This window comes from Brevibacillus borstelensis (assembly GCF_036700025.1).
GTDB classification, from domain to species: Bacteria; Bacillota; Bacilli; order Brevibacillales; family Brevibacillaceae; genus Brevibacillus; species Brevibacillus borstelensis.
Window position 1 is genome coordinate 337,494 of the sequence record NZ_CP144922.1, and the last position, 24,982, is coordinate 362,475.

Below are 24,982 nucleotides of genomic sequence, written 5' to 3' on the forward strand. Positions count from 1 at the left end.
GCTTCAATCAAAAAACGATTGATCAATAACATATTTTTTACTTTATATTTACACGAGACACATTGATTTACCAAATGTTTTTCCACCGAATATAATTGTGTTCACCAAAAAAACATATTACAATAAAAGCAATTCAGCAACGAACCCAAGGGGAATAGATGTTCCAGTTTTCTTACTATTGGGAATGCTGAGTAAAAAATGTGCAATCATGGAGTAGAACGGTTTCTTTCTATTACGTACAAACTATATGTACAAACACGGATACCCGCCTCTTCACTGCGGATCGGACCCAGGGTATCGAGAGCTTTCCCGAGAATTCAGCCAGAGGCAGCAGAAAGGAAGAGAACCGGAGTGGCAAACAAAGAATTGAACAGGGGCCTGCAAGCGCGTCACATCCAGATGATCGCTTTGGGCGGGACAATTGGTGTCGGTTTGTTTATGGGGTCGGCAAGCACGATCAAATGGACTGGTCCGTCCGTTATGCTTGCGTATGCAATTGTTGGGATTTTCATCTTTTTCATCATGCGTGCGATGGGAGAAATGCTGTATCTGGAGCCAAGCACAGGTTCGTTTGCGACCTTTGGCCACAAGTACATCCATCCCTTGGCCGGATATTTGACGGCTTGGAGCAACTGGTTCCAGTGGGTCATTGTCGGGATGTCGGAGATTATCGCGGTCGGGACGTATATGAAGTACTGGTTCCCGGATTTGCCCGCCTGGATACCGGGTTTGATCGCGATGGTGATTCTCGGTGCAGCGAACTTGTTCTCGGTGAAATCATTTGGCGAATTCGAGTTTTGGTTTGCGATGATCAAAATCGTCACCATCGTCTTGATGATCGTTGCCGGGTTTGGCTTGATTTTCTTTGGTATCGGCAACGGAGGAGACGCGATCGGATTATCGAACCTGTGGGAGCACGGTGGCTTCTTTACTGGCGGTTGGACAGGCTTTTTCTTTGCGCTCTCGTTGGTGATCGGGGCCTATCAGGGTGTCGAGCTCATCGGGATTACAGCAGGGGAAGCCAAGGACCCGCGCAAAACGTTGACGAGCGCGATTCAAACTATCATTTGGCGCATTTTGATCTTCTATATTGGCGCGATCTTTGTTATTGTAACCGTTTACCCGTGGGATCAATTGGACGCGATCGGCAGTCCGTTCGTGGCAACCTTTGCGAAAGTGGGGATTACGGCTGCGGCGGGGCTTATTAACTTCGTCGTCATTACGGCTGCGATGTCTGGCTGCAACAGCGGCATTTACAGTGCGGGACGCATGCTGTATACGCTCGGTGTAAACGGACAGGCTCCCAAAATATTTACGAAGCTGTCCGGCAACGGCGTGCCTTTGCTCGGAACGATCGGCGTTCTGGTCGGCTTGTTCGTAGGCGTTGTTCTGAGCTACATTGCGCCGGAAAATCTGTTTGTGTATGTGTACAGCGCAAGCGTGCTTCCCGGTATGGTTCCATGGTTTGTCATCCTGATCAGTCAAATCCGTTTCAGAAAAGCAAAAGGAGCGGAAATGGCCAACCATCCATTCAAAATGCCGTTTGCTCCGGTGACAAACTACGCGACGATCGCATTTTTGATCATGGTACTGATCGGCATGTGGATTAACGATGAAACACGCGTCTCCCTGATTGCGGGTATTGTTTTCCTGGGTATTGTCGTGATCAGCTATTACGCTTTTGGCGTCAGCAAGGCCGCTCCATTGGCTGCGGACACGGATGATGAACACACGAACTGATAGAGTATCGGGCAAAAATAGAATAATCACGATAATCGGGACATTGGTAAGCGATGTCCCGATTTTATTTTCTCAATCGAAGGCAGAAGCGGTGCTTTTGGCGAAAAAGTATTCTCAAAAGCTTTCCAAACAAGCGCGCAGGCCGCACAAAAACAAGGGAGGAAGCGTTGGCAACCAACGTGATACATAACAATGCGGGTAGATCGATTACTTTCCATGGTCCTGATCATCTCCAAAAAAGGGACGGTTACAGGCAAAGAGCTTGCAGAGCATTTTTAGGTATCGTTGCGAACCATTTACAGAGATATTTGTCCCATTTCAGCATGGAAAAAGAACTGCGGGAGTACTTGTTTCTGATCAACAAGGCGCTTAAGTTCTCGGTATAGGGATTTAAAGCCACCCTTTCTCATCGGCAATTTGCACGGCCTGCTGTCTCGATTCGGCTTCCAGCTTTTGTATCGCGGAAGATAAATAGTTTCGCACGGTTCCTTTTGTTAAGTACAGGGCCTTGCTGATGTCATCTGTCGTCATTCCTATTTTGGTCAGGCGCAGCATTTCGATTTCCCGTTCGCTTAACGGATTTTCCTCTTTCATAAAGAGTGTTGCCGCCAAATCCGTGCTGACCACGCGTTCTCCCTTCATCACTTTGCGGATGGATTCAATCAGAAAATCAATCGGTTCATCTTTTAGCAAGTAGCCATCCACCTGGGCATCGATCGCTTTCTTTAAATAGCCGGGACGGGCAAAGGTCGTGACAATCATGATTTTACAGGGCAGGTTGGCTCTTCTTATCAGCTCGGCCAACTCAAGACCGCTGATAAGAGGCATTTCGATGTCAAGCACGCACACATCAGGCTGGTGCTTTTGTATTGCCTCCCAGGCTTGCTTCCCATCCGAAGCTTCTGCCAGCACCTCAATATCGGTTTCAAATTTTAACAAAGAGGCGAAGGCGCCGCGAAGCATTTGTTGATCTTCTGCAATGACGACGCGAATCATAGCGCAGGGTCCTCCTTTCCTTGCCGACGGAGCGGAAGCTTCATGGAAACAACGGTTCCGCCCGTAGGCGAATCAGTTACGATGAAGGTTCCGTGAAGAGCTTGCATCCGCTCGTTCATCGACTGAATTCCATTTCCGCTTTTTTGGTTTACAAGCCCGACTCCGTCATCGGTAATCGTTACCCAATAATGATTGTCCATGGTTTCCAATTGTAGCGTACACCGCTTGGCCCGGCTGTGCTTGACGATATTCGTCATGGCTTCGCGGATAGAGAGAGCGACCATCGTCTCCTCCACACTGGATAACAGCGGAGGCTTCCCCTTTTCCACGACTTCAAATTCGATACCCGCTGTGTGCAGCAGCTCTCGGGAATGCTCTATTTCATTTGCCAGAGAGGTGAATTTCATATCAGAGACCAGTTCTCTGACTTGTTTCAAAGCGATTCTCGATGTGGCCAGGATATCCTTCAGCTCTTCCTTGGCCTGCGAGGGATCTTTGTCTATCCATTTTGTAGCCAGCTCGCTTTTCAATTTGATCATGGTCAGGGTTTGCCCCAGTGTATCATGCAGATCTCTCGCGATACGCTGCCTTTCCTCCTGTTGGATAAATTTTCCGAGCTGTTTATTTGCGGCATCCAACTCACCTTGCAGGGTCTTCGCTTTTTCTTTGATATAAATCACAATCGGAAAAAACATTTGAATAATCATAAACGGGAGAAGGATCGAATTCTCATCGAGAAGGTTGCCCGTTCTCTTCCAGAAAACAGCCATAAACATGAGGGCGATGGCTGCAATCCCTACACCAATATGCCATTTGGACTTTGATCTTCCCAGAAGATCAGCAAAGATGAACCCATAAAACAGGAGATTCGGACCGACATACATACCGAGCAGAGCAAGCGTAACAAAGCCGGTGAGAACGGCCGCCAAAAGGTATAGATTCCGATACCAAAGCCCCATGTAAAATGAAACGAGGAATGCCAGCAGAAGAATGAAGCTTCCCGAGAGACCAAGCGTTGAATTCGAACGTAGAACATAATAAAACAAAAACACAACCGATATGACATCTAAGAGCAGATAGTTTTTGATTTGTTCTCTCGGGTAGAGCTTCCTTATCATTGATAGCCTCCAGAGCGGTTATCTCGTATCGAAAATCCCTATTGCACGTCTACGGAGCGTTTCCATAGGTCCAAACCTGAAACCTTGAAGCCATGCCGTTGCAAACAGTATTTGGAATACGGATATTCCGATCCAAACTACGATAATTGTCACGGAATCCAGCTTTCCGCCAAGAGCAAAACCCCAACCGTAGAAAAGAATGGAACAAATGATATTTTGCATGACATAGCAGCTTAAAGACATTTTTCCGGCATTTTCAAGAAGGCCCCAAAGCCAATTCAACTTCGTATATTGTATCATTCTTCCAATAATCGCCAAATACCCTACGGAAAGAAGGGGCGCGAATAAATAGCGAACAGGGAGATCAAAAACGCCTCCAGGGATAAAAATCAACAGGTTTAAAGGCAAGCCGATAAACATTCCCAGTTTGAAAAGCTTGTCGCGCTGTTTTTTGCCGTTCTCATCTTGAGAAAAGACCCCCGCACGCATGAAGCGAACGCCAAGCAAAAATAAAAAGACATTCATGGGAATCGTGAAGATCGCTTCCAATCTAAGCGGGACGAAATGAGACAGGCGATAATGGACTTGCTGCAGCCAAGAGCCGTCTCTATAAAGAGCGATGACTTCGTCAGAACCGCGCAGTGTCATATTGGCATCAATCAGACTAATCACCAGGATCCCCAGGATGGCAGTTGCATGCAGGCTTCCAAGCACTTTCATCGTTATGGATATCAAGCGGTCGCCGCCTTTGACGATGTAGGCGACGATCATTGCAGTTATGCCATAGCTCATTAAGATGTCATACTCCATGACCAGGGTAAAATGCAGCAAGCCTTCCAGGAATAAAAGCGAGGATACCCAAATATAGATTCCAGGCCAAGCGTTCCCTTTGCGAATGGCTTGCTGATATTTTAGCTCAAGTCCTACTCCAAACATGATTGTCAACAATCCCAGCAGCTTCCCGTTGACGAGAAATAACACGATCATCCTGATGAGATCGTCTTTTGCCCACCACCCAGAATAATCATATGTCGTAAGGTAGGTAAGATCCCCCAAATGGGCGAAAATCCATATGTTTGTCCCTAACGTCCCGAGGATTGCAAAGCCTCGCAGAATATCAAGAAGACGGATTCTTTCTTTGCGTTGTTCCATATCCCTCACCCTTTTGCGTATGAATTTCATGTAGTCTTAGTGTAGCCATGAAAAGAGCGAGGGAACATTCACACCTGTAAAGAGATGTTTATGACTCGTGTCATAAAGTTTGTAACAAGCAATCAAATCAAGCCGTTTGCTGGTCGGCCTCAGCTGGTGGAATTGGCTCAAGGCTGTTTTCCAAGGGACAGGAAGAGGATGGGAGTCCCCGCTATGGTAAGTAACAAATGATAAAATACGGGTGATGCTATGTTTATAAGGAGATTGGTACCGTTCGTCGTCTGTTTCCTGCTGGCTGCTTGTGCGAGCTCTACTGTAAGCATTGATAAAATAAAAAAACTGAGCTTTCAAGTATTCTTACCGGAGTCTCTGCCGGATGGTTATACTGAACAAAAAACGCTCTTGGATCTAAATGAAGGGTCTCTCTTAATCTCGTACGTAAACAGCGATACGTACATTGAACTTCTGCAAATGAAGAAACCAACATACGACTACCATCCGATGATCGAGTGGTACGCAAATAAAGGCAACAGTCAGAAATCCGATGATCGGTTTGAGATAGTCGGCAATTATGTGGTCGATATGGATAATTCGTTAAACAAACAAGGTGTGTGGGAAGCAGTATTTCTGCCGAAACAAGACTTGGACAGTCAGACGAAATACAACGAGCTTCGCTATTATCATCTGCAGTCAAACAGCAACGAAGAAGAGCGGAAAACATTCATGGAGAGCCTCGCCCCCATACATTGATGAGAGGAATAAGTCTTTTTGCGCATACAGGAACGCAAAAAATAGTCTGCCAGCATCATTTGGAGAAAAGACCCAGGTTGACAGAATTAACATAACATTGTAAACTCAAAAACATAATTGAATATGGACCTCACTTAAAACAGTGAGGTAGAGGTTGCGATATTTAACAGTCCTTGGCGGAGTTCGAGAAAGCGTTGATGCCAGGGAGAAGGAAATGTCGCCGAAGCTTGCAATATTTCTCGGTATTGCATTGCTGGGTCTGCAGTTAAGAGCTGCAGGACTGTCTCAATAAATGACCCGATTTATTGAGTTGTGCTATCTCATCTGGGAAAAGAGAGGTATTTGGGCAACTATGTTTGTAGTGCGACCTGAGTCTATCTCAGGTCGCTTTTTGCATTTTTTCAGCCAAAAAACCAGAAGCCAAAGGAGAAAATGAACCATGAAAAAACAGTCATCATTCATAGCTATGTTTCTATCCGCTGTACTTTTGCTCGCAGGATGTGGGGCAGGCGGAGGCAGCTCGCAATCTGCCTCAACCGATGAGGGAACATTCAAGGTAGGGATGGAAGCGGGATACGCTCCGTTCAACTGGACCCAAATGGACGATTCCAACGGTGCTGTGAAAATCGACGGCAATGCGGAGTACGCAGGCGGATACGATGTAGAAATTGCGAAAAAGATTGCGGATGGCCTGGGCAAAAAATTGGTCATCGTGAAAACGGAGTGGGATGGCCTTGTTCCTGCATTAACCTCCGGCAAAATCGATGCGATCATTGCAGGGATGTCTCCAACTGCAGAGCGCAAACAAACGATCGATTTCTCGGACAACTACTATAAATCCAATTTGGTCATGGTCGTGAAAAAAGGCGGAAAATACGAGAACGCTACTTCCATCCAGGATTTCAAAGGGGCAAAAGTGACTGCCCAATTGAATACATTCCACTATTCCGTGATCAATCAAATCGAGGGCGTCGTTCAGGAGCCTGCGATGGACAACTTCCCGGCGATGCGCGTAGCGCTTGAATCCGGAATGATTGACGGTTACGTCTCTGAGCGTCCGGAAGCCGTCAGTGCCTCCACGGCCAACCCGAACTTTGCCATGGTCGAGTTTACGGATGGATTTACGACCTCGGAAGATGATACGGCCATCGCTGTCGGCGTGAAAAAAGACAGTGAATGGACGAAAAAAATCAATGAGATTTTATCCGGCATTTCGGAGGAAGAGCGTACCAGGATCATGGATACAGCCATCAAAAATCAACCAGCAGCACAATAATCGCTTTCGAACCGGCTGCATCTCCATGCAGTCGGTTTTATGCGCATAGGGCAGGGGAGCTTCCCTGCATGAACGGAGGAGAACGATGAGCTTCGAGTGGATTGTAAAAATCATTTCCGAAAACTGGCCCATGTTCCTTCGCGGAGCGGGAATGACCCTATTCATCGCTTTGCTCGGAACGATTTTGGGAGCCATCATTGGCCTATTGATCGGGCTTATCCGGACGATCCCCGTTCCGGAGCGGGGAGCCAAAAGGGCGATTTTGAAAGCAGTCAATGCCATTCTAGCTACGTATATCGAATTTTTCCGGGGAACACCGATGATTGTGCAGGCGATGGTCATCTACTACGGTTCCGCCTTGGCGTTCGGGGTTGATATGGACCGGATTCTGGCCGCCGTCTTCGTCGTGTCGATTAATACGGGAGCGTACATGGCCGAGATTGTTCGCGGCGGGATTATTTCGATTGACAAGGGACAGTTTGAAGCAGCCCATGCGATTGGGATGAATCACGTTCAAACGATGATGAATGTCGTGCTGCCGCAAGTGATTCGCAATATCCTGCCGGCAACGGGGAACCAGTTTGTCATCAATATCAAGGATACTTCCGTACTCAATGTCATTTCGGTCACCGAATTGTATTTCACGACCAAATCGATTGCCGGGAATAACTTCAGATATTTCGAGTCCTTTTTTGTTGCGTGTGTGATGTATTTCATCATGACCCTGATCGTCACGAAAATTTTGCGCTATTTCGAAAGAAAGCTGGAAGGCCCGGACAATTACGCCGTAATGGCGAATCCCGTGCAGGCAGAAGGCAAGAAATAATCGAGGAAGGAGGCGAGCATATGGAGACCATCATAGAAATTAAACACGTCAACAAATACTTTGGCAGTCACGAGGTATTAAAGGACATCGATTTTTCGGTCAAAAAAGGAGAAGTCGTTACGATTATCGGTTCCTCCGGATCGGGCAAATCAACGCTGCTTCGATGCATCAATCTATTGGAAAAGCCGAGCGGCGGGGAAATTATGTATAAGGGTGAAAACATTTTAGACGAGAAGCACGACATTTTCACCTACCGCCGAAAGCTGGGCATGGTATTCCAGCAGTTTAACCTGTTCAATAATCACAATGTGCTGAGCAATTGCGTGGTCGGGCAAGTAAAGGTGTTAAAGCGATCCAAGGATGAAGCTGAAAAAGTCGCGATGAAGTATCTCAAAATTGTCGGGATGGACAAGTATGTGAACGCCAGGCCGAATCAATTGTCGGGCGGGCAAAAGCAGCGCGTGGCCATTGCGCGGGCTCTTTCCATGGAGCCGGATGTGATGCTGTTCGATGAACCGACATCGGCGCTTGACCCGGAAATGGTGGGCGAGGTGCTGAAGGTGATGAAGCAGCTTGCCGAATCCGGTCTGACGATGTTGATCGTCACGCATGAAATGGAGTTCGCAAAGGAAGTCTCCGATCGCGTGGTCTTTATGGACAAGGGAGTCATCGCAGAGGAAGGAAGTCCCGAGCAAATTTTCAACCATCCGACTCAAGAGCGGACGAGAGAATTCTTGAAGCGGACGTTGCGCAGCTCCTGAGTGTCCGATACGTTTCGGAATGTTGATACGTTCCAGAGTGTCTGATACGTTGCTGAGCGGTGAGCGTCTCCTGCACGCGCATCATTATAAAAAGAACGCAGTGAAGGCAGTTTTTACGCCAAAAGCCAGGTTCCTCCGGTGAGGGAGCCTGGCTTTTCGTATTTGTTATCACATTTGGCAAGTTCATGTAAAGAAAACACTTATCGCGCCCGTTCTCCGGGGACATTGATTACGCACAAGACCAGGAGGCAAGTTTACAGCGACTCGGCCATCTTCTTTAGCCCATCAATGGGGGCGTTCGCTTTCAGGCTATACACAACGCCGTCTTTTTCCCATACCAATACCGGGAGCTGTTTTAATTCAGGATGCATAAAGCTTGTCAGGGGTGCCGTTCCGACGAAGGCAGTTCCTTGGCCAAGTTGAACAGGCTTCATGTCTGCGGTATCCTCTTTCGAGAGAGCTCTCTTTTCGTGCACCAGAGAGAAGTAGCTTCCTGTGATCCCTGCTGCCCCGTCGTAAATCGTGATGGTCGAGCTGCCTTTGTAGATGTTGGCGCTAATTTTGACGTTCTCTTTTTTCACGTTGCCGGGTAGATAGGCCGGCAATTTGACAGCCGCGCCAAACAATTCCGAGGCTTTGGCGGTATCAAGCTCATGTACCAGTACTTGCTCCTCGTCCGAATCCTCAATGACGTTTACTTTGTTGCCTTTTTCCACAGACTCGGCAATTTTGACCAATTCCTCGGGCGAAAGCCTGCTGGTCAAACGATAAAGAATGCCGTTTTCCTCTTCCCAGATCAACACATGTACATCGCCGTGCGCTTCCTTTTGCACTCCCTGGTAGGCTGGCCCCTTCTTGGTTGCAATCCTGGTCAAGCCTTTGCTTTCTGCGGCGATATCGCCTTTCCACATTTCCAGGTAGAACGGCAATTCTGTTTGACTGAAAAAAGAACCTGCGACATGTTTGGTTTTCTCCGAGAAACGCAGAGTAACGGATGTCCTGTCTCCCGGAATGTAGCTGGGAAAGTGCAGCTCGAATCCGGCTTGCCTGGAAATGACGGTAGCCTTGTCTTCCGCTTTGGAAGAGGCAGGTTGTTTCGGCAACTGCGTTTGGTTTAGGGATGGTGCTGAAGATGGCGGGAGCGGTGATTTTGCATCACTCGCCGCACTTGCCGGAGAAATCGACACGATCAACATCGCTCCAAGTGCATACGCAGAAATTTGTTTTTTGAGATTCGTTTTCTTTTCCATTTCAGAATTCCTCCTGTTTTTTACATGATTTGGCATACACTCCTCATTACTGAATTGCGCTTGTGAATCTTACAGTAAAAATGATTGATTGGCTCATTCGACGGTTTTGTGGAAAAAAGGTGTAAGTTTTTGTTTGGTTTTTCAGTATTGGTTGGGTAGGGAGTGTGAAAAGGAGGAACATCGATGGATGAAGACCGGAACTGGGTCCTTCAGGTGTTGGACGGCAACAAACAGGCGTATGCGCATCTCATTACCAAATATAAAGACAGAATATACAACGTCCTGTACCGCATGGTTCACTCAAGAGAAGAGGCAAAAGACCTGACGCAGGAATGCTTTATAAAAGCGTTTCAAAAGCTCGCCAGCTATGATCTGAACAGAAAGTTTTACCCGTGGCTCTGTCGGATCGCGATCAACCATTGCATTGATATGCAGAAAAGTCAAAGGCTTCAGACTGTAGATTTTCATGAAATCGATCAGCTTTCGATGACGAATGAACAAACGCCGGAAAGCGCCTATATTCAAAAGGAGTTTGCTTCCGAAATGCGGGAAATGCTAGACGCGTTGCCAGAGAGCTATCGGCTTGTCTTGCTTCTCCGCTATAGCAATGACCTTTCTTACCAGGAAATCAGCGACATCCTTGGCATCCCCGTCAGTACAATCCAGGTAAAGCTGCATCGCGCCAAACAAAAATTACGAGCGAATACCATGCGCTGCTCGCCAAAGGGGTGGTCCGTATGAAATGTGAGGAATGCCAAGCGCTTCTGCCCACCTATGCAGACCGGGAAACAGACGCGGCCGATACTCTGCGGGTGGAGGCTCACTTGCGCCATTGCAGGAAATGCCAGGCTGTCTATGCGAGGGTGAGTAAAGAGGTTGAATTGATCCGGGACGGATGGATGATGGAGATGCTCCCTGACGATTTTGCAAACGAGGTGATGCAGCAAATCCAAGACGAAGGAATAGAAGTAGAAAAATCTGATCCAGTGCTGAAGAAGGGCGGGGGGCCAGCCAAAAGGAGAGGACTGCTAGTCTCATCTGTTGTCGCGGCGGCTGTGCTGGTTATGGCGATCGGTACCCAGGTTTCTCCTGCGTTTGCTGCTTTTCTGTCTTCCTTTTTCCAGACCATCACAGGCGAGGCAGGCTTGAGACAAGCGGCAAAACAAGGCTTCTCCACCGAGCTGAATCAAGCGGTGTCGGACAACGGAATAACGCTGCGGGTAAAGGAAGTCATAGCCGATCCCACCAGGATTGTGCTGTCGTATGTCCTGGAGGATGCGCAAGGACGGATACTCCCGGACCAGTTTTTTCCTGCCTATGGAGCAAACAACGTATATGTTGTGGACGCAAATGACAAGGTAATCCGGCGAAGCCCGCTGTTTCGTAGGACAGATAAGTATGCAGACCTGGTGTTTCCTCTCGAAAATCCCCCTGAGCAGGTCACAGTCCATCTGGAGATTAAGGGCATCGGTTCCAAGGAGCTGCATAAGACCCATCTGAATATGGAGATTCCTGTTGATTTGCGCAAAGGTATTGCTGCAACCAAAAAGCTGAAGGTTGAAGAGCAGTACACAAGCCCAAAGGGAATGACCGTCAAGTTGGGACAAATCACATATGCGCCAAGTGCGACCGCATTGGAAGTAGAGACGGAGTGGACCTTGGAAGCAAGGGAGAAAATAGTGCGGCAAGTGGAAGAGTTGAAAGCAAAGGGCGCAAGGGAAGAGGTGGCCACTCGACTGCTCTCATCCCATCACCCGGAATTTACGATCCGTGATAAAGAAGGCAACATACTCGCAGATTCCCGCCAAAACAGCAATTATCAATTCGAGTCGGGGTTGATTTATACACTTCCCGGCTCAAACGAGCAGCAAGCGGGCAGCAACAAAATGACCTATTACTTCGCACCGTTTGAAGAACCGGCAGAAGACGTGTTTTTCCATTTGGAAGACGTCTTCATTACCGAAAGGGCAGATTTCTCGCTGGTTGTTCCTCTTCATGGCGAAGGCTTACGGGGAGGGGAATACGAAGGGAATCACTACGAGGTACTAGACGTTCGGGAAGAAAAAGCAACGGACTCTGCCTTCTCTACCTACAGGATTACGGTTGATTCTATCCAGAAATCTATTGGCAACGATCCTCCAGAATGGCTGGTCACGGATAAAGAGGGAAACGTGTATAAAGCGGAGTTTGATGTAGAGAAAACAAGAAGCTATTCGGATCAGAAGGGAAGTCATACGGTGACGACCCTGATCGTCAAAGAAGTGCCCAAAGAGGCAAAAGAAGTAACGCTATCGCTTGTCCTTGTAGAAAGGCAGCTTCCCGGTGGAGAGTGGAAGATAAAGCTGCCTGATAAAAATGCACATTTTCTTTGGCAGATCAGGCAATAATCGGTATAGCCAAAAGTAATCCGCATACGCCCAAAGGGGGAATCCAATATGAATGTGTTAGTGGTAGGTTCGCACGGAAAAATAGGAAAGCAGGTCGTGTCTTTGCTTGGCCAAAAAGGCTTCCATCCCGTAGCGATGATTCGCGATAAAAATCAAACGGAAGAAATGGAAGCGTTGGGTGGCGAAGTGGTCGTCGCCGATCTAGAAGAAGATTTCAGCCATGCACTGGAAAATGTCGATGCTATTGTCTTTACAGCCGGTTCGGGAGGGCATACGGGCAGCGATAAAACGGAGCTCGTCGATCGCCTGGGAGCAATCAAAATGATTGAAGCGGCGGAGCGGAAAGGCATTGACCGATTCATCATGGTAAGCTCGATGAACGCCGATACGCCCGAAAAGGGGCCGGAATCGATGAGACATTACTATCAGGCAAAAGGAGACGCCGATGAAAAGCTGGCATCAACCAGGCTCAGCTATACAATCATCCGGCCTGGCAGGCTGCTGGACGTTCCGGGAACGGGGAAAATCCAAGCGGACGAGCGGATAACGGGAGATCGAACGGTCGGCATCCCCCGTGCTGATGTGGCCCAAGTAATAGTTGCAGTCATCAATGCGGAAAACACATACCGTAAAACCTTTGAACTTCTGTCGGGAGAAACACCTGTTGAAGAGGCTGTTGGTTCCTTGTAAAGCGCGTGGCGGGAGTAGGGGAGTATGTGCGGGCTGTTTGCTTGCCTGGGCAAGGAAAACGAACGGGGTACAGGTTGGGCAGGAAAAGGCTCATCCGCCATTTTTCAGGTAAGGGGGATGAGCCTTTGGTTGCAACAAAACGGTTGACTGAACGGTTTTGCGTCATTTTCTCAGCAACAGGTAAATAAAGTACGGCGCTCCGATCAGAGCAACCATGATCCCTGCCGGAATGCCTTCGGGGTCCACGAGATTGTGCCCGATGGTATCTGCGAATAACAGCAGCCATCCGCCGATCAGAATCGCGATGGGGAGCGACAGTTGGTGTCTCGGGCCGACGAGAGCCTTCGCGATGTGGGGGGCCATCAGTCCGATAAACGCGATCCCTCCCGTAATTGAAACAGCCGCAGCAGCCAGCGCGACAGCCGTCACCAGCAACACGAGACGTTCTTTTTCAATCTCCAGCCCGACGCCGATCACCACAGGCTCGTTTAACGAGAGGAGATTCAGTCGCTGGCTTTTGTAGAACGCAAACGGAACCAGGATCACCAGCCACGGGAGAATGGCCCAAATGAAAGGCCAGTCCGAGCCCCAAATATTCCCCGCCAGCCATTTGGCGATAAAATCCACCTTCTCGCGTTCGGCAGATGAGATGAGCACGATCATGACGCCTGACAATGCCATCGAAAAGCCAACCCCGGTCAGCACGAGCCGCACGGACTGCAGACCGGATTTTTTGCTGTAGGAAAACAGGTAGATCAGGCAGGCCGTGACGATAGCCCCGGCAAACGCGACCAGCGGAAGCAAATAGACAAAAGTGCCGGCCTTCACCGGGAAAAACAAAAAGAAAACGGCCAGGGCGACGCCTGCTCCCGAGTTGATGCCGATGACTCCGGGATCAGCCAGGTCATTTCGGGCGATGCCCTGCAAAATGGAGCCCGACAACGCGAGCGCCATCCCCGCAAGCAGGGTGACGATCATGCGGGGCAAACGGATGGAAAACAACACGAATTCCTCTTTGAACGTGCCTTGGCCGAGAAGCGTCGGGATCAGCCGGTCATAAGACAGGGAGGAGTACCCGATACCCATGGCGATGGCAAAGGTCGCGATAATCAGAGCGAGCAGAACAGACAGCACGACGCGCTGTTTTCGGAGCAAAGCGGGATGAATCATGAGAATGCTTTCCCTCCCTTGCGCACGACGAACAGGAAAAACGGAAGCCCCATCATCGCAACGATAGCCGCCACTGGCGTTTCATACGGGGCGTTCATGGTCCGTCCGAGCATATCGGCAAACAGCATGAATGAGCCCCCGGCTATCGCCGACATCGGAATGATAAAGCGGTAATCCGTTCCTACAATGGCCCGGACGATATGGGGAACCATCAGTCCGATGAAGGTCATGTTTCCGACCAGGGCCACAGATGCGCCTGTAAGCAGAATGATGACAACAAACAGAACCGTCTTGATCTGCAACGTCTTTTGACCCAATCCGACGGCCACTTCTTCGCTCAGGCTGAGAATCGTCAGCTGCCGGGAAAGGAAAACCGCAAGAAGAATGCCGAGTACAATAAACGGAACAATGATTTCGAGCTGGCTCCACGACGTGCCGATCAATCCGCCAGCGGTCCACATGGAAACGTCTTTGGAAATTTTAAAGTAAATGCTGACGCCTTCCGCGACTGCGTACAGGAACGCGGACACGGCAGCACCGGCCAGGACGATGCGCAGTGGAGAAAAGCCGCCTTTTTTCATCGCACCCATCCCGAAAACCAGTATCGCTCCGATCGCTGCGCCAATAAAGCAGGCGATCATCAGATGAAAGGAATTGGCGGACGGGAGCAGGGCAATCGCGACGGCCAGAGCCGCGTTGGCGCCAGCCGTCAAACCGAGCAGACCCGGGTCAGCGAGCGGGTTTTTCGTCATCCCTTGCATGATGGCACCGGCCACCGCCAGTGCAGAGCCGACGAAAATGGCGCCAATCTCGCGCGGAAGACGAATTTCCCGAATCATCGAGAGCGTATCGCCAGTCGCATCGGAAGCAATGGCCAGCCATACGTCGCCGATAGTCGTGTCAGCGGCCCCGAATACCATGGCGATCACAAACATGGCGGCAAATGAAAGCAAGCCCGCGATCAATTTGTATCCAAATGGGATCGAGCGTTGGTTTTCTTTCGTCATCTGTCTACCATCTTTTCTTTGTTTTGGATTAAAGGGGGGCCTGACAGGAGACAGGCGATCAGGGAAAACCCCCTTGATAGGAACCTTCAGCACGATAAGCAGGATCAATCAGCGGCCAAGAAAGCTTTTTGTAAAGAACTCCAGTTGATACTCCAGTGTTAGAGGATCGTTAAAATAAAACTCCATCATAGGCGCTTCAAAAACGCGATTGTTTTTAACCGCCGGAATGTTTTTATACGTTTCGGTCTCCTGGAATGAATTATCTGTATCCTTGTTCTTGCTGAGAATCAGGTAATCGCCGACGAACTCGGGGAGAACTTCCAATGAAACCGCGTAGTAGCCGCTTTTGAGAGCTGTTTCCTTGATCTTTTCGGGCATGTTCAGCTTCATTTCCTGATAAAGAATCTCTGTGCCGCGGCCCCAGTTGTTGCCGTATACATATAGCTGCTTGTCGAATTTTTCAAGCACGGAAACGGTTTTGTCCTCACCGATTTTCGCTCTGATCTCGGCTCCGACCTTTTGGGTCCGCTGCTTGAAGTCATCGATCCACGCTTGCGCCTCTTTTTCCTTGTTCAACAGCTTGCCGATCTCCAGGAACTGCGTCAGGTAATCCACCTTTCCGTACGTGTAGATAACCGTAGGCGCGATTTTGTTCAGTTTGTCCACGTTATTGACGTTTGACAGGCCAATGATCAGATCGGGCTGCAGCTCAATAATTTTTTCCAGCGTCTCATCGGACACTTCTTGAGCGTCTTTCAGTTTTTCCGCAAAACGAGGGTTTTTTAACGACCATGAATCGGTGCCTACGACGTTCACCCCAAGAGACAGCACGTGTCCGGTGAAGTTGGACAGCACGATCACCCGCTGGGGGTGGGCAGGCACCTGAACAGGCCCGTTTTCCGACTGGTAGGTAATCGTTTCCGAAGCGGTTTCCGCGGGGGATGCGGCTCCCTTTTGCTCAGTCGGCTGTCCGCTGCAGGCACTGACGATGAGGGAGAGCAGCAGAAAGAAGGGGAACAAAAACTTTTTCATCGCGTTAATCTCCTTTGATCAGGTTGTAGGTGACGCAAACCGGTTTGTTCGTACGCGGGTCGCGCCCGATTTCCGCATCGATGCGAAACACTTTTTTAAGGACCTCGGGTGTCATCACTTCTTCGCAATCTCCCGCCTTCACGACTTCCCCGTCCTTCAAGGCGATGATGAAGTCGGCAAAGCGGGCGGCCTGGTTCAAATCATGCAGTACCATCACAATCGTGCGCTCCTGTTCCGCATTCAGTCTCTGCAGCAGCTCCAGAACCTCCAGCTGGTGGGCCATATCCAGATAGGTTGTCGGCTCATCGAGAAAAATAATTTCCGTTTCCTGTGCGAGGGCCATGGCGATCCACACCCTTTGGCGCTGGCCGCCTGACAAGGCGTCGACAGGACGGAACTTGAACTCTTTTGTTCCAGTCACCTCGAGTGCCCAGTCAATAACTTCATAATCTCTTTTGCTCAAGCGCCCAAAGCCTTTTTGATAGGGAAAGCGGCCATAGGAGACCAGTTCGCCGACCGTAAGTCCGCTGGCGCTCTCCGGCGTTTGCGGAAGAATGGCCATTTTTTTCGCCAACAGCTTGGTGTTTTCTTTGGCGATGCTTTCTCCGTCCAGAATGACTGCGCCGGACTGATGTGAAATAATGCGCGTGATTGCTTTTAGCAGCGTAGATTTTCCACAGCCGTTTGAACCGATGATGGTGGTGATTTTTTTGTCGGGAATCTGAACGCTGAGGTTTTTCACAATCAAGCGCTCTCCGTAGCCAATGCTTACATTATCCGTATACAGCCGAACCATGTGTCACACCCCGTTTACAGGAATATGGAAATAGGTGATAATGATTATCAGTATCGCTTTCAAAAATAATATAGTATCCGTCTTTTTTGTTGTCAATAGCTGCACTGTATTGTAAAAACAAAGAAATGCGTGTATACTTCGTTGATAATGATAATCAATTGCATGTTATTGGTCAAGGAGTGAATCGGACATGGAGCGTCAGGAACTATTCGATGTGACAGTGATAGGCGGGGGACCGGCAGGGCTTTACTCCACTTTTTACAGCGGGCTGCGGGAGATGAAAACAAAGCTGATCGAATACCAGCCGCATTTGGGCGGCAAAATTCACGTCTATCCGGAAAAAATGATTTGGGACGTGGGAGGGCTGACTCCGATAACCGGAGAGAAATTGATCGAGCAGTTGGTCAAGCAAGGATTGACGTTTCATCCGGAGGTTGTGTTGAACGAGAAAATAGAGTCAATCACCCGAGACGAGGAAGGGATTTTTGTCCTGCATGCGGCCTCTGGCCGAAAGCACTACTCAAAAACAGTGATCGTCGCTGTCGGAAGCGGGATATTGACTCCGCAAAAGCTGGAGATCGAAGGTGCCGAGAGATTTGAGGTAGCCAACTTGCACTACACGGTAAAGTCTTTGAAGTATTTCCGGGATAAGACCGTCATCATTTCCGGCGGAGGGAATTCTGCGATCGATTGGGCCAACGAATTGGAGCCGATCGCGAAAAAAGTGTACCTGACGTACCGAAAGGACGCGCTAAAGGGCCATGAAGCGCAGGTCACGCAGCTTTTGAACAGCTCTGCTGTCTGCTTTTTTCATACGTCGATTACGAAGCTGGTCGCATCGGCGAATCACGAAGAAATCGAGAGTGTTGAGCTGACGAACCATGAAACGGGAGAGGTTTCGTATTTGCCCGTCGATGAAGTCATTATCAATCACGGCTATGAACGAGATTCGGGCCTATTGAAAAACAGCACGCTGAACATCGACTTGGTCGATGACTTCTATGTCGCTGGCAATGCCAACTCCGAATCCTCGGTAGCCGGACTTTACGCTGCCGGAGATATTTTGCACTACGACGGGAAGGTGCACTTGATCGCGGGGGCTTTCCAGGATGCTGCGAACGCTGTAAACAAAGCAAAGCAATTTGTCCAGCCGGATGCCGGCAAAAGCGCAATGGTCTCCTCCCACAATGAGGTGTTTAAACAGCGCAATCGTGAATTGGTGAGACAAATGATGAGATCGTAAAACGAAAACATACGCAGCCTGGCTGTACGTACGTCCGCACATAAAAAAGGCTTCATCCCTGAGAAGCGTCTGTTTCTCTTTGCCATCGCGTCAAGGGCGCTCATTTGTCCCTGCGCCCTTGACTATACTGGCTTTGAGCTTTGAAAAGACGTCTTGCTTCAAGGAGTGAAGCCTTTTATTTATTGGTTATTGCTTGTTTTTTACTGATTTTTTACAACCTCTTGTCCGCGTACATTCCATGTAAGCGCAAATACGAGAGCTGCCAAAGCGCACGAAACCGTGAGCAAAATAAACCCTGCATCCCAGCCGGACGCGTCAACGATGACACCCATCAAGGCGTTGGCTGTAACCGTACCGCCCAGGTAACCAAACAGACCCGTAAGGCCGGCAGCGGTTCCGGCAGCTTTTTTCGGAACAAAATCAAGCGCTTGCAAACCGATCAACATGACTGGACCGTAAATCAGGAAACCGATTGCAATCAAGCAGATCATATCGATTACGGAATGTCCAGGCGGGTTGAACCAGTAAACAAGAACAGCGATCAATACGCCCAGCATGAAGACAAACCCTGCAGGTCCCCGGCGTCCTTTAAACAGCTTGTCGGAGATCCAGCCGCACAAGAGCGTTCCCGGGATGCCTGCCCACTCGTACAGGAAGTAGGCGACGCTGGACTTGCTCATGTCAAAACCTTTTTCCTCGCTCAAGTAGGTCGGTGCCCAGTCCAGAACGCCGTAACGTACGAAGTAGACAAAAATGTTGGCAATCGCGATTGCCCAGACCCATTTATTATTCAGTACATATTTGAACAGGATTTCCTTTGTAGACAATTCCGTTTCAAACGTTTTCTTTTCTTTGGTCGGATAGTCATTGCGATATTCTTCGATCGGCGGCAGACCTACCGACTGCGGAGTATCGCGCACCAGCGCATACGTGACAAAAGCCATGACAACTGCTACGAGAGCAGGCAGGATAAACACGCCTTCATACCCGGAGGAGGAGCCTCCCGAAAGCCCGGCGAACAGGGCCACACCCGCAACAGCAATCGGCGCCATCAACCCTCCGCCGACGTTGTGGGCTACGTTCCAGATGGCGGTCTTGTTTCCGCGTTCGCTAATGCTGAACCAGTGGACAAGGACACGCCCGGATGGAGGCCATCCCATACCCTGGAACCAACCGTTCAGGAACAGCATGACAAACATGATCGTCACAGAAGAAGTGAAGAAAGGGACGAATCCCATCAGTAAACTGATGATGGCAGAAAGAATCAAACCGGCTGGCAGGAACATTCGCGGGTTGCTTCGGTCCGATATGATAGCCATGACAAATTTGCTGATCCCGTAGGCGATCGAAATGGCTGACAGGGCGAAGCCAAGCTCGGATTTTGAAAACCCTTCCTCGGTCAGATACGGCATGGCAAGCGAGAAGTTTTTGCGAAGAAGATAATACGCTGCATAACCGATGAAGATTCCCAGAAAAACTTTCAGCCTGTACTTTTTATACTCAGAATCAATTTTCTCGTCAGGCAGTCTTTCGATAGGTGGCGCAGGCCGAAATAGTGATAGCATTTTTTCTCCTCCTCTAAAAAAATTTAACAAAGATAAACCATGCACAGCAAAAAACTCATACTTTAAAAGCCCTTTCATAACTGAAAGTGCCAAAAAGTATGAGTCTCCGAATCTCCATCATAGTTAACTTGTCATTACGTGTATTTTATTATTCGTTGTAAACGTTGTCAATGAGGTGTTGCGTGTTTTCGCCTCGTCTCTGCATTGGAAAACCATGGGGGTTTTTCTCCCTACAACCCCCATGGCTGAGAGGAATCTCTTTTCTCATTCTTTTCTCATTCCGGATCACCTTCATTGGCGATTGCGATCCGGAATGACGAAAGACACAGAGGTGCCTTCGCCTGCCTTGCTTTGAATAGAGAGTCCTTGTCCATACAATTGGGTTAACCGGCGATTCGTGTTGGAAAGTCCGATGCCGCCTTTGGAATTTTGGACCGGGTCCAAAATGTGGCGGATTTTTTCTTGCTCCATCCCGACGCCGTCATCTCTTACCTCAATGAGCGTAGAATCTGTTTGGCGAACAATCCGGATCAGTACGTTCCCGCCCTTGGCCCGTCTCAGGACACCATGTCTGACCGCATTTTCGACCAGTGGCTGAATCGAAAGGGGAGGAAGAAGCAAATCCAGGTGGGGATCAACTTCCCACTGGACGGACAGCCTTTCTTCAAACCGCTCTTTCTCGATGTAGAGATAGGCATGCACCAGCTCCAGTTCATGAGAAAGCGCCACTAGCTTTCCTGTGCTGAGGAAGTCAAAGCTGATCCGCAAGTAGGACGTAAAGGCCTCTCCGAGTTTGCGCATCCGCTCTATATCCAGGTCGCTCAGCGCCATGATCGAATTCAGCGTATTGAACAGGAAATGCGGGTGGATCTGGGCCTGCAAATAGGCAGCCTCCATCCGCAGCCGTTCATTGACGGACTGCTTTAATGCGATAAGAGACCAGATCCGGTATTTGAGCTCCAGAGCGTCGACCGGCTTGGTGACGTAATCATTGGCCCCAGACATAAATCCGGTATAGATGTCTTCCGGCTCGCTGCGGGCCGTCAGCAGCAAAACGGGGAGCTCGGCGGCAGTGAAGCGCTCCCGTACCTTTTGTGTCAATTCATAGCCGGACATTTGCGGCATCATGACATCCGTGACCAGCAAATCCCACTGCTGCGTAGACAGGATTTCCAGCGCTTCGCGAGCCGAAGTAGCCGACCTGACGTAGTACGCCTCTGCTGAGAGGATGCCAGCGAGCACCTTCAAATTGACGGGATCGTCATCGACAATGAGTATGTTTGCTTTTTCCTCCCCGAAAGACGGCAAGGCAAGCGGCTCGGAGGTTCGTTCGTTGGGCGCAGCTTCCGTAGAAAAACGGGAGACTGCAGTTTCCTCAAAAGCTTCTGTCCGGGGAGGAGGAGAGCTTTTCACAGCGGGCAAACTTTGCGAGTCGGCCAAAGGGAGCGAGAAGCTGAACACGGAGCCTTTGCCGATCTCCGAGCGAACCGTGAATTCACCCTCGTGGAGCTCCACCAGCTGTTTGCAAATGCTGAGGCCGAGCCCGATTCCGCGGCTATCGCCTTTTCCGCGGGCTCCCTGCTCGTAAGGCAGAAAAACCCGTGCCTGCGTTTCTTCGTCCATACCCGCACCCGTGTCGGACACGTGAATAACGGCACGCCCATTCAGAACCTTGGCTGAAACGGAAATGGTCCCTTCTTCGGTAAATTTGAGCGCGTTATGCAGCAAATTGAACAAGATCTGAACGAGTCGCTTTTCATCCGCCAAAACGGGGGGCATCGACTCGTCAATGTCCATTTTTAGCTGAACGGGCTTGCCTTCCGCCATAAATCTCAGCATCCCGAACACGCCGGAGACAACAGATTGAACAGGCAACGGCTCCTTTTGCAGCAAGATGCGGTTTTCCTTAATCCGTACGATGTCGAGCAGATCGTCCAGCAGATGGGACATTCGACGGCTGACTGTGATCAGCAGCTCCAAATCCTCCAGGGCTTCGTTGTCCATCGCGTGCTTCTGCTTGGTTGCGATGTTCCGTGCGATATTCATGATTCCGTGCAGCGGTGTCCTCAGCTCATGCGATGTGTTGGCCAAAAACTGGTCCTTCATTTTGTCCGCTCTGGTCAGCTGTTCGTTCAGCTTGATGTTTTCCTCGGAGTTGCGAAAGTACTTTTTAAACCAGTAAGCGGAGAATCCGACAATGGCTGCGAACACATCGATGGGATAGTAGACGCTGGTTATTTCCATATAAAAATTAAACGCACCCCACACAGCGCTCGATATGATGCTGGTGGCGGTGAGTTGCAGAAAAATAGCATCCTGCTGGTTTTGGATGATCATTTTCGCGATGATAAAGATAAACCAGATCAATGGAAACAAATAAAGAACGGTGAACACTTTGGCTTCGAACGTATAGTAAATGAGCGCTGGAGACCCAGCCAGCACAACAGTTGAATACAGGACGAGAATAGCGGTATACGTCCGAAACAGTTTGGCGAAACCTGCGTGACCGGAAAATATTCTGGCCAGCAGCAGGATGAAAAAGGACATCCACATATAGGAAAGAAGTCTGGCTTTCAGCACCCCGGCATAATCCAGCGGCAGCCACAGCGTCAGCAACTGGTCGTGATCCGAAACAACCGAAATAGAGGATGCTACCAGCAGAAAGAAGAAAACCAGGAACGCCTTTTGCCGTCTTGGATTGAACAGGAACAGGATGCAGGCGTACATGCTATGCAGAATCAAGACGATGAACGTAACAAGCTGAAAGCCGATGGAATACCAGCGTTCGGTATCCAGTGCCGCCTGTGATCCAAAGCGGATGGATTTGGCGATACCTCCTTCAATTGGGTTGTCAAAATTAGCCACACGAATAAGCAGCTCGATTTCTTTTTCTCCTTCTGACGTGTAGGAAGCTGTATAGGAGACATTCCTTGGCCAATACCCCTCCGCCTTCTCCGCAGGCTGGCCTATGGCAGCTCCTATCTTACCGTTGATTTCAACGGCGGATGAGGCCTCGAGATCGCGAAACCAAAAGGCATAAGGCTGATCCAAAGGCTTATCGATCAGGATGCGGAGCCGGTACGTCCCGTAACCAAACGACGATTCCGAACCTGCCGGGAAAGCGCTTCGCCAATCTCCGGGAACCTGGATAAAATGCGGTCGCTTCGTTGACATCCGTGCTATATCTTCATGCGAGACAAGTTCCCCGGGGTAAAACTCCCATTCCCCATTCAGCGCGATGGTGGGAGATTCCTCGAAAGGCCAGCCGCGCATGTCAAGCACGCCTTGTACTGCATCGGGATGCTCTGCGGTACGAAACACTTCGGACCAGAGCGACCGCAGGCTTAGGAGGACAGAGATAAAAAAGAGAGTTGTCAAAACGTATTTGAATATGGGTTTTTTGAGAATTTGCATCATGTGCCAATAGATTCGCTTTACTTCACATGTTTCCCTTTTTCCAAATGCTTGCCAGGGGGCTTGAGGAAAGGAGCAGGCACATGACTACCGTGCTTTGCCTCTTGGTTTGTTAAACGGGATTGGCGCTATATTCCTGAAGCCGTTTTTGTTACAATGGGGGCTATAAACCAAGGGAGAATGGAAAACATGTCGACATTGCCGAATTGCCCGAAATGCAGCTCGTCGTACATCTACGAGGATGGGTTTTTTTGATTCGGTTTTGGAGCGATGCAGTTGAAATCGGAATTTGTGAAGAAGATCTAAAGGTCTGCACGAAAAACAAGAAAGCCGCTTCGACATCGAAGCGGCTCAGGTTGCAGACAAACTCCCTCGCTGAACGAACAGCAGAGGGAGTTTGTTTAATAATTTGATGAAAATACCGAAGGTGTTTTGATCGTTCACCTTTTGGCGACCTGATTTCCATAGCCAGGTCGCCATTTTTTTCAAGTTCATGGCAGCGAAAACAAGCATCGCCTGCATCGTGACCTTCTCCAGTCCTCGTAAGGTCGTCCAACGCATGCCATGCTTTTCCTTCATATCAGCGAATACACGTTCAATCGTTTCTTTCCGTTTGCTATAGATTTGTTTGTTTTCCTCGGTATGCCGGAGGTGGTCTACCTCTTCGAGGTAATCAGCCCAGATGTGGCGACTCACTCTCTTTGTGTAGTCTTTACTTTCCGTGCATTGTTTCAAGAACGGACAACTTCGGCAAACTTGAGAATTTGATCGATAGATACGGTACCCATCCTTGTTTGTTGTCTCATATGTTAAGATTTGCTCGTTCGGGCAGATGTAGCAGTCGAAATATTCATCATACACATATTCGTGCTTTTTAAAAAAACCTTCTTTGGTGCGTGGTCTTGTGTAGGGCATAACGGGGCGAATCTGGTCATCAAGGAGTGTTTTACTGATGTAAGGCGTCTTGTATCCCGAGTCCACTGCCACAGCTTGAGGCTGTGCAAACGTCTTTCGCACTTGATTCAAAACATCCTCAAAAACCTGACTGTCATGCACATTGCCTGGCGTTACCTTGGCACCAAGCACAAATCCATTTCGATCACATGCTGTATGAAAACTATAAGCAAATACACGTTCCTTTTCCCCTTTTACAAACAATCCGCAATCCGGGTCAGTTGTGCTGACTTTCACCTCCTTCTTCGAAGTTTCTGTCTTTTTTTCAAGGGGCTTCTTTCCATGTGCAATACGATCCTGATTGATTTCTTCGTCCAGCAGCTCTTGATATTTCTTCGCTTGTTCTTCAACGATTTCTTTCACGTATTTATGCTTATTCGCACTGGCTTTTACATGCGTAGCATCAATGAAAAGCACATCAGGCTTCACGAATCCATGATGAACCGCCTCCTCCAATATTCGAAGGAAGATCGACTCGAAGAGTTGAGTATCCCGAAAACGGCGAACATAGTTCTTGCCTAGGGTCGTGAAATGGGGAATGGGCTGACTGAAATCATAGCCAATAAACCACCGATAGGCAACATTGGTTTCGATCTCTTTAATCGTTTGTCGCATGGAACGAATTCCAAAAATATATTGGATGAAAGCAATTTTAACTAAGACTACAGGGTCAACACTGGGTCTGCCATTGTCATGACAGTAGAGGCTTTCCACCAAGTCATAGATGAACGAAAAGTCGATTGCATTTTCAATTTTTCTTACGAGATGATCTTCTGGCACCAACTCATCTAGCGAGAATGCAGATATCTGATAACGCCCTTCGGCCTCTTGCTTATTAAGCATAATGCCACCTCT

The 24,982-nt window shown here is 49.1% G+C and carries 20 protein-coding genes and 1 riboswitch; of the genes, 9 read left to right on the forward strand and 11 right to left on the reverse strand.

The annotated features are described in order from the left end of the window. Positions 1-351 precede the first annotated feature (351 nt). On the forward strand, positions 352-1,740 hold the full coding sequence (locus V5G20_RS01775; protein WP_039070591.1) for an amino acid permease: 1,389 nt from the start codon (positions 352-354) through the stop codon (positions 1,738-1,740). 390 nt (positions 1,741-2,130) lie between these two features. On the opposite strand, the gene V5G20_RS01780 is transcribed toward V5G20_RS01775, so the two are convergent. Genes V5G20_RS01780 through V5G20_RS01790 form a run of 3 tightly spaced genes read right to left on the reverse strand, consistent with a single transcriptional unit; the run spans position 2,131 to position 5,006 of the window. Next, complete coding sequence (locus V5G20_RS01780) at positions 2,131-2,736, reverse strand: response regulator transcription factor (protein WP_003388779.1); 606 nt, start codon at positions 2,734-2,736, stop codon at positions 2,131-2,133. Next, positions 2,733-3,854, reverse strand: coding sequence for a sensor histidine kinase (locus V5G20_RS01785; RefSeq protein ID WP_003388778.1), 1,122 nt, complete (start codon positions 3,852-3,854; stop codon positions 2,733-2,735). Before V5G20_RS01785 ends, V5G20_RS01780 begins: the two co-directional genes overlap by 4 nt. Before the next feature lie 18 nt (positions 3,855-3,872). Continuing rightward, positions 3,873-5,006, reverse strand: coding sequence for a DUF418 domain-containing protein (locus V5G20_RS01790; protein WP_003388777.1), 1,134 nt, complete (start codon positions 5,004-5,006; stop codon positions 3,873-3,875). A 471-nt stretch (positions 5,007-5,477) separates the two neighbouring features. Between V5G20_RS01790 and V5G20_RS01795 the strand changes: the two genes are divergently transcribed. From V5G20_RS01795 to V5G20_RS01810, 4 genes are all read left to right on the forward strand, one after another. After that, a complete protein-coding gene (locus V5G20_RS01795; RefSeq protein ID WP_338463095.1) occupies positions 5,478-5,756 on the forward strand; it encodes a hypothetical protein in 279 nt (92 codons plus the stop codon). 140 nt (positions 5,757-5,896) lie between these two features. Further along, a riboswitch (Lysine riboswitch) is annotated at positions 5,897-6,082 on the forward strand. Positions 6,083-6,195: 113 nt separating this feature from the next. Then, complete coding sequence (locus V5G20_RS01800; RefSeq protein WP_327970280.1) at positions 6,196-7,032, forward strand: transporter substrate-binding domain-containing protein; 837 nt, start codon at positions 6,196-6,198, stop codon at positions 7,030-7,032. 85 nt (positions 7,033-7,117) lie between these two features. Then, a complete protein-coding gene (locus V5G20_RS01805; RefSeq protein ID WP_003388773.1) occupies positions 7,118-7,858 on the forward strand; it encodes an amino acid ABC transporter permease in 741 nt (246 codons plus the stop codon). 20 nt (positions 7,859-7,878) lie between these two features. Beyond that, a complete protein-coding gene (locus V5G20_RS01810) occupies positions 7,879-8,619 on the forward strand; it encodes an amino acid ABC transporter ATP-binding protein (RefSeq protein ID WP_003388772.1) in 741 nt (246 codons plus the stop codon). Positions 8,620-8,873: 254 nt separating this feature from the next. On the opposite strand, the gene V5G20_RS01815 is transcribed toward V5G20_RS01810, so the two are convergent. Next, complete coding sequence (locus V5G20_RS01815) at positions 8,874-9,869, reverse strand: DUF4367 domain-containing protein (RefSeq protein ID WP_327926975.1); 996 nt, start codon at positions 9,867-9,869, stop codon at positions 8,874-8,876. 183 nt (positions 9,870-10,052) lie between these two features. Here V5G20_RS01815 and V5G20_RS01820 point away from each other — a divergent pair, with 183 nt between their 5' ends. Genes V5G20_RS01820 through V5G20_RS01830 form a run of 3 tightly spaced genes read left to right on the forward strand, consistent with a single transcriptional unit; the run spans position 10,053 to position 12,946 of the window. After that, a complete protein-coding gene (locus V5G20_RS01820) occupies positions 10,053-10,610 on the forward strand; it encodes an RNA polymerase sigma factor (protein ID WP_024983663.1) in 558 nt (185 codons plus the stop codon). Continuing rightward, complete coding sequence (locus V5G20_RS01825) at positions 10,607-12,256, forward strand: DUF4179 domain-containing protein (RefSeq protein ID WP_122958811.1); 1,650 nt, start codon at positions 10,607-10,609, stop codon at positions 12,254-12,256. The genes V5G20_RS01820 and V5G20_RS01825 overlap by 4 nt, the downstream gene beginning before the upstream one ends. 48 nt (positions 12,257-12,304) lie before the next feature. Further along, the gene (locus V5G20_RS01830) at positions 12,305-12,946 is read left to right on the forward strand and encodes an SDR family oxidoreductase (RefSeq protein WP_251247328.1); all 642 of its coding nucleotides are present in this window, start codon (positions 12,305-12,307) and stop codon (positions 12,944-12,946) included. Positions 12,947-13,108: 162 nt separating this feature from the next. Here V5G20_RS01830 and V5G20_RS01835 read toward each other — a convergent pair whose 3' ends face one another. From V5G20_RS01835 to V5G20_RS01850, 4 genes are all read right to left on the reverse strand, one after another. Further along, positions 13,109-14,116 (reverse strand): FecCD family ABC transporter permease, encoded by a 1,008-nt coding sequence (locus V5G20_RS01835; protein ID WP_251247329.1) that lies wholly within the window; start codon positions 14,114-14,116, stop codon positions 13,109-13,111. Further along, complete coding sequence (locus V5G20_RS01840) at positions 14,113-15,123, reverse strand: iron ABC transporter permease (protein ID WP_338463102.1); 1,011 nt, start codon at positions 15,121-15,123, stop codon at positions 14,113-14,115. Before V5G20_RS01840 ends, V5G20_RS01835 begins: the two co-directional genes overlap by 4 nt. A 108-nt stretch (positions 15,124-15,231) precedes the next feature. Further along, entirely contained in the window at positions 15,232-16,155 is a 924-nt protein-coding gene (locus V5G20_RS01845; RefSeq protein WP_003388765.1) for an iron-hydroxamate ABC transporter substrate-binding protein, read from the reverse strand. A 4-nt stretch (positions 16,156-16,159) separates the two neighbouring features. Continuing rightward, on the reverse strand, positions 16,160-16,951 hold the full coding sequence (locus tag V5G20_RS01850; RefSeq protein ID WP_003388764.1) for an ABC transporter ATP-binding protein: 792 nt from the start codon (positions 16,949-16,951) through the stop codon (positions 16,160-16,162). Positions 16,952-17,141: 190 nt separating this feature from the next. On the opposite strand from V5G20_RS01850, the gene V5G20_RS01855 reads away from it, so the two are divergent. Then, positions 17,142-18,194: an NAD(P)/FAD-dependent oxidoreductase gene (locus V5G20_RS01855; protein ID WP_227277642.1), complete on the forward strand. Its 1,053-nt coding sequence runs from the start codon at positions 17,142-17,144 to the stop codon at positions 18,192-18,194. A 200-nt stretch (positions 18,195-18,394) separates the two neighbouring features. On the opposite strand, the gene glpT is transcribed toward V5G20_RS01855, so the two are convergent. From glpT to V5G20_RS01870, 3 genes are all read right to left on the reverse strand, one after another. Beyond that, positions 18,395-19,759 carry a glycerol-3-phosphate transporter gene (gene glpT / locus V5G20_RS01860; RefSeq protein ID WP_003388760.1) on the reverse strand — a complete coding sequence of 455 codons (1,365 nt, stop codon included), beginning with the start codon at positions 19,757-19,759 and terminating at the stop codon, positions 18,395-18,397. Between the two features lie 291 nt (positions 19,760-20,050). Beyond that, entirely contained in the window at positions 20,051-23,176 is a 3,126-nt protein-coding gene (locus V5G20_RS01865) for a hybrid sensor histidine kinase/response regulator (RefSeq protein WP_338463106.1), read from the reverse strand. 348 nt (positions 23,177-23,524) lie between these two features. After that, a complete protein-coding gene (locus V5G20_RS01870; RefSeq protein WP_024985259.1) occupies positions 23,525-24,970 on the reverse strand; it encodes an IS1182 family transposase in 1,446 nt (481 codons plus the stop codon). Positions 24,971-24,982: the final 12 nt, after the last annotated feature.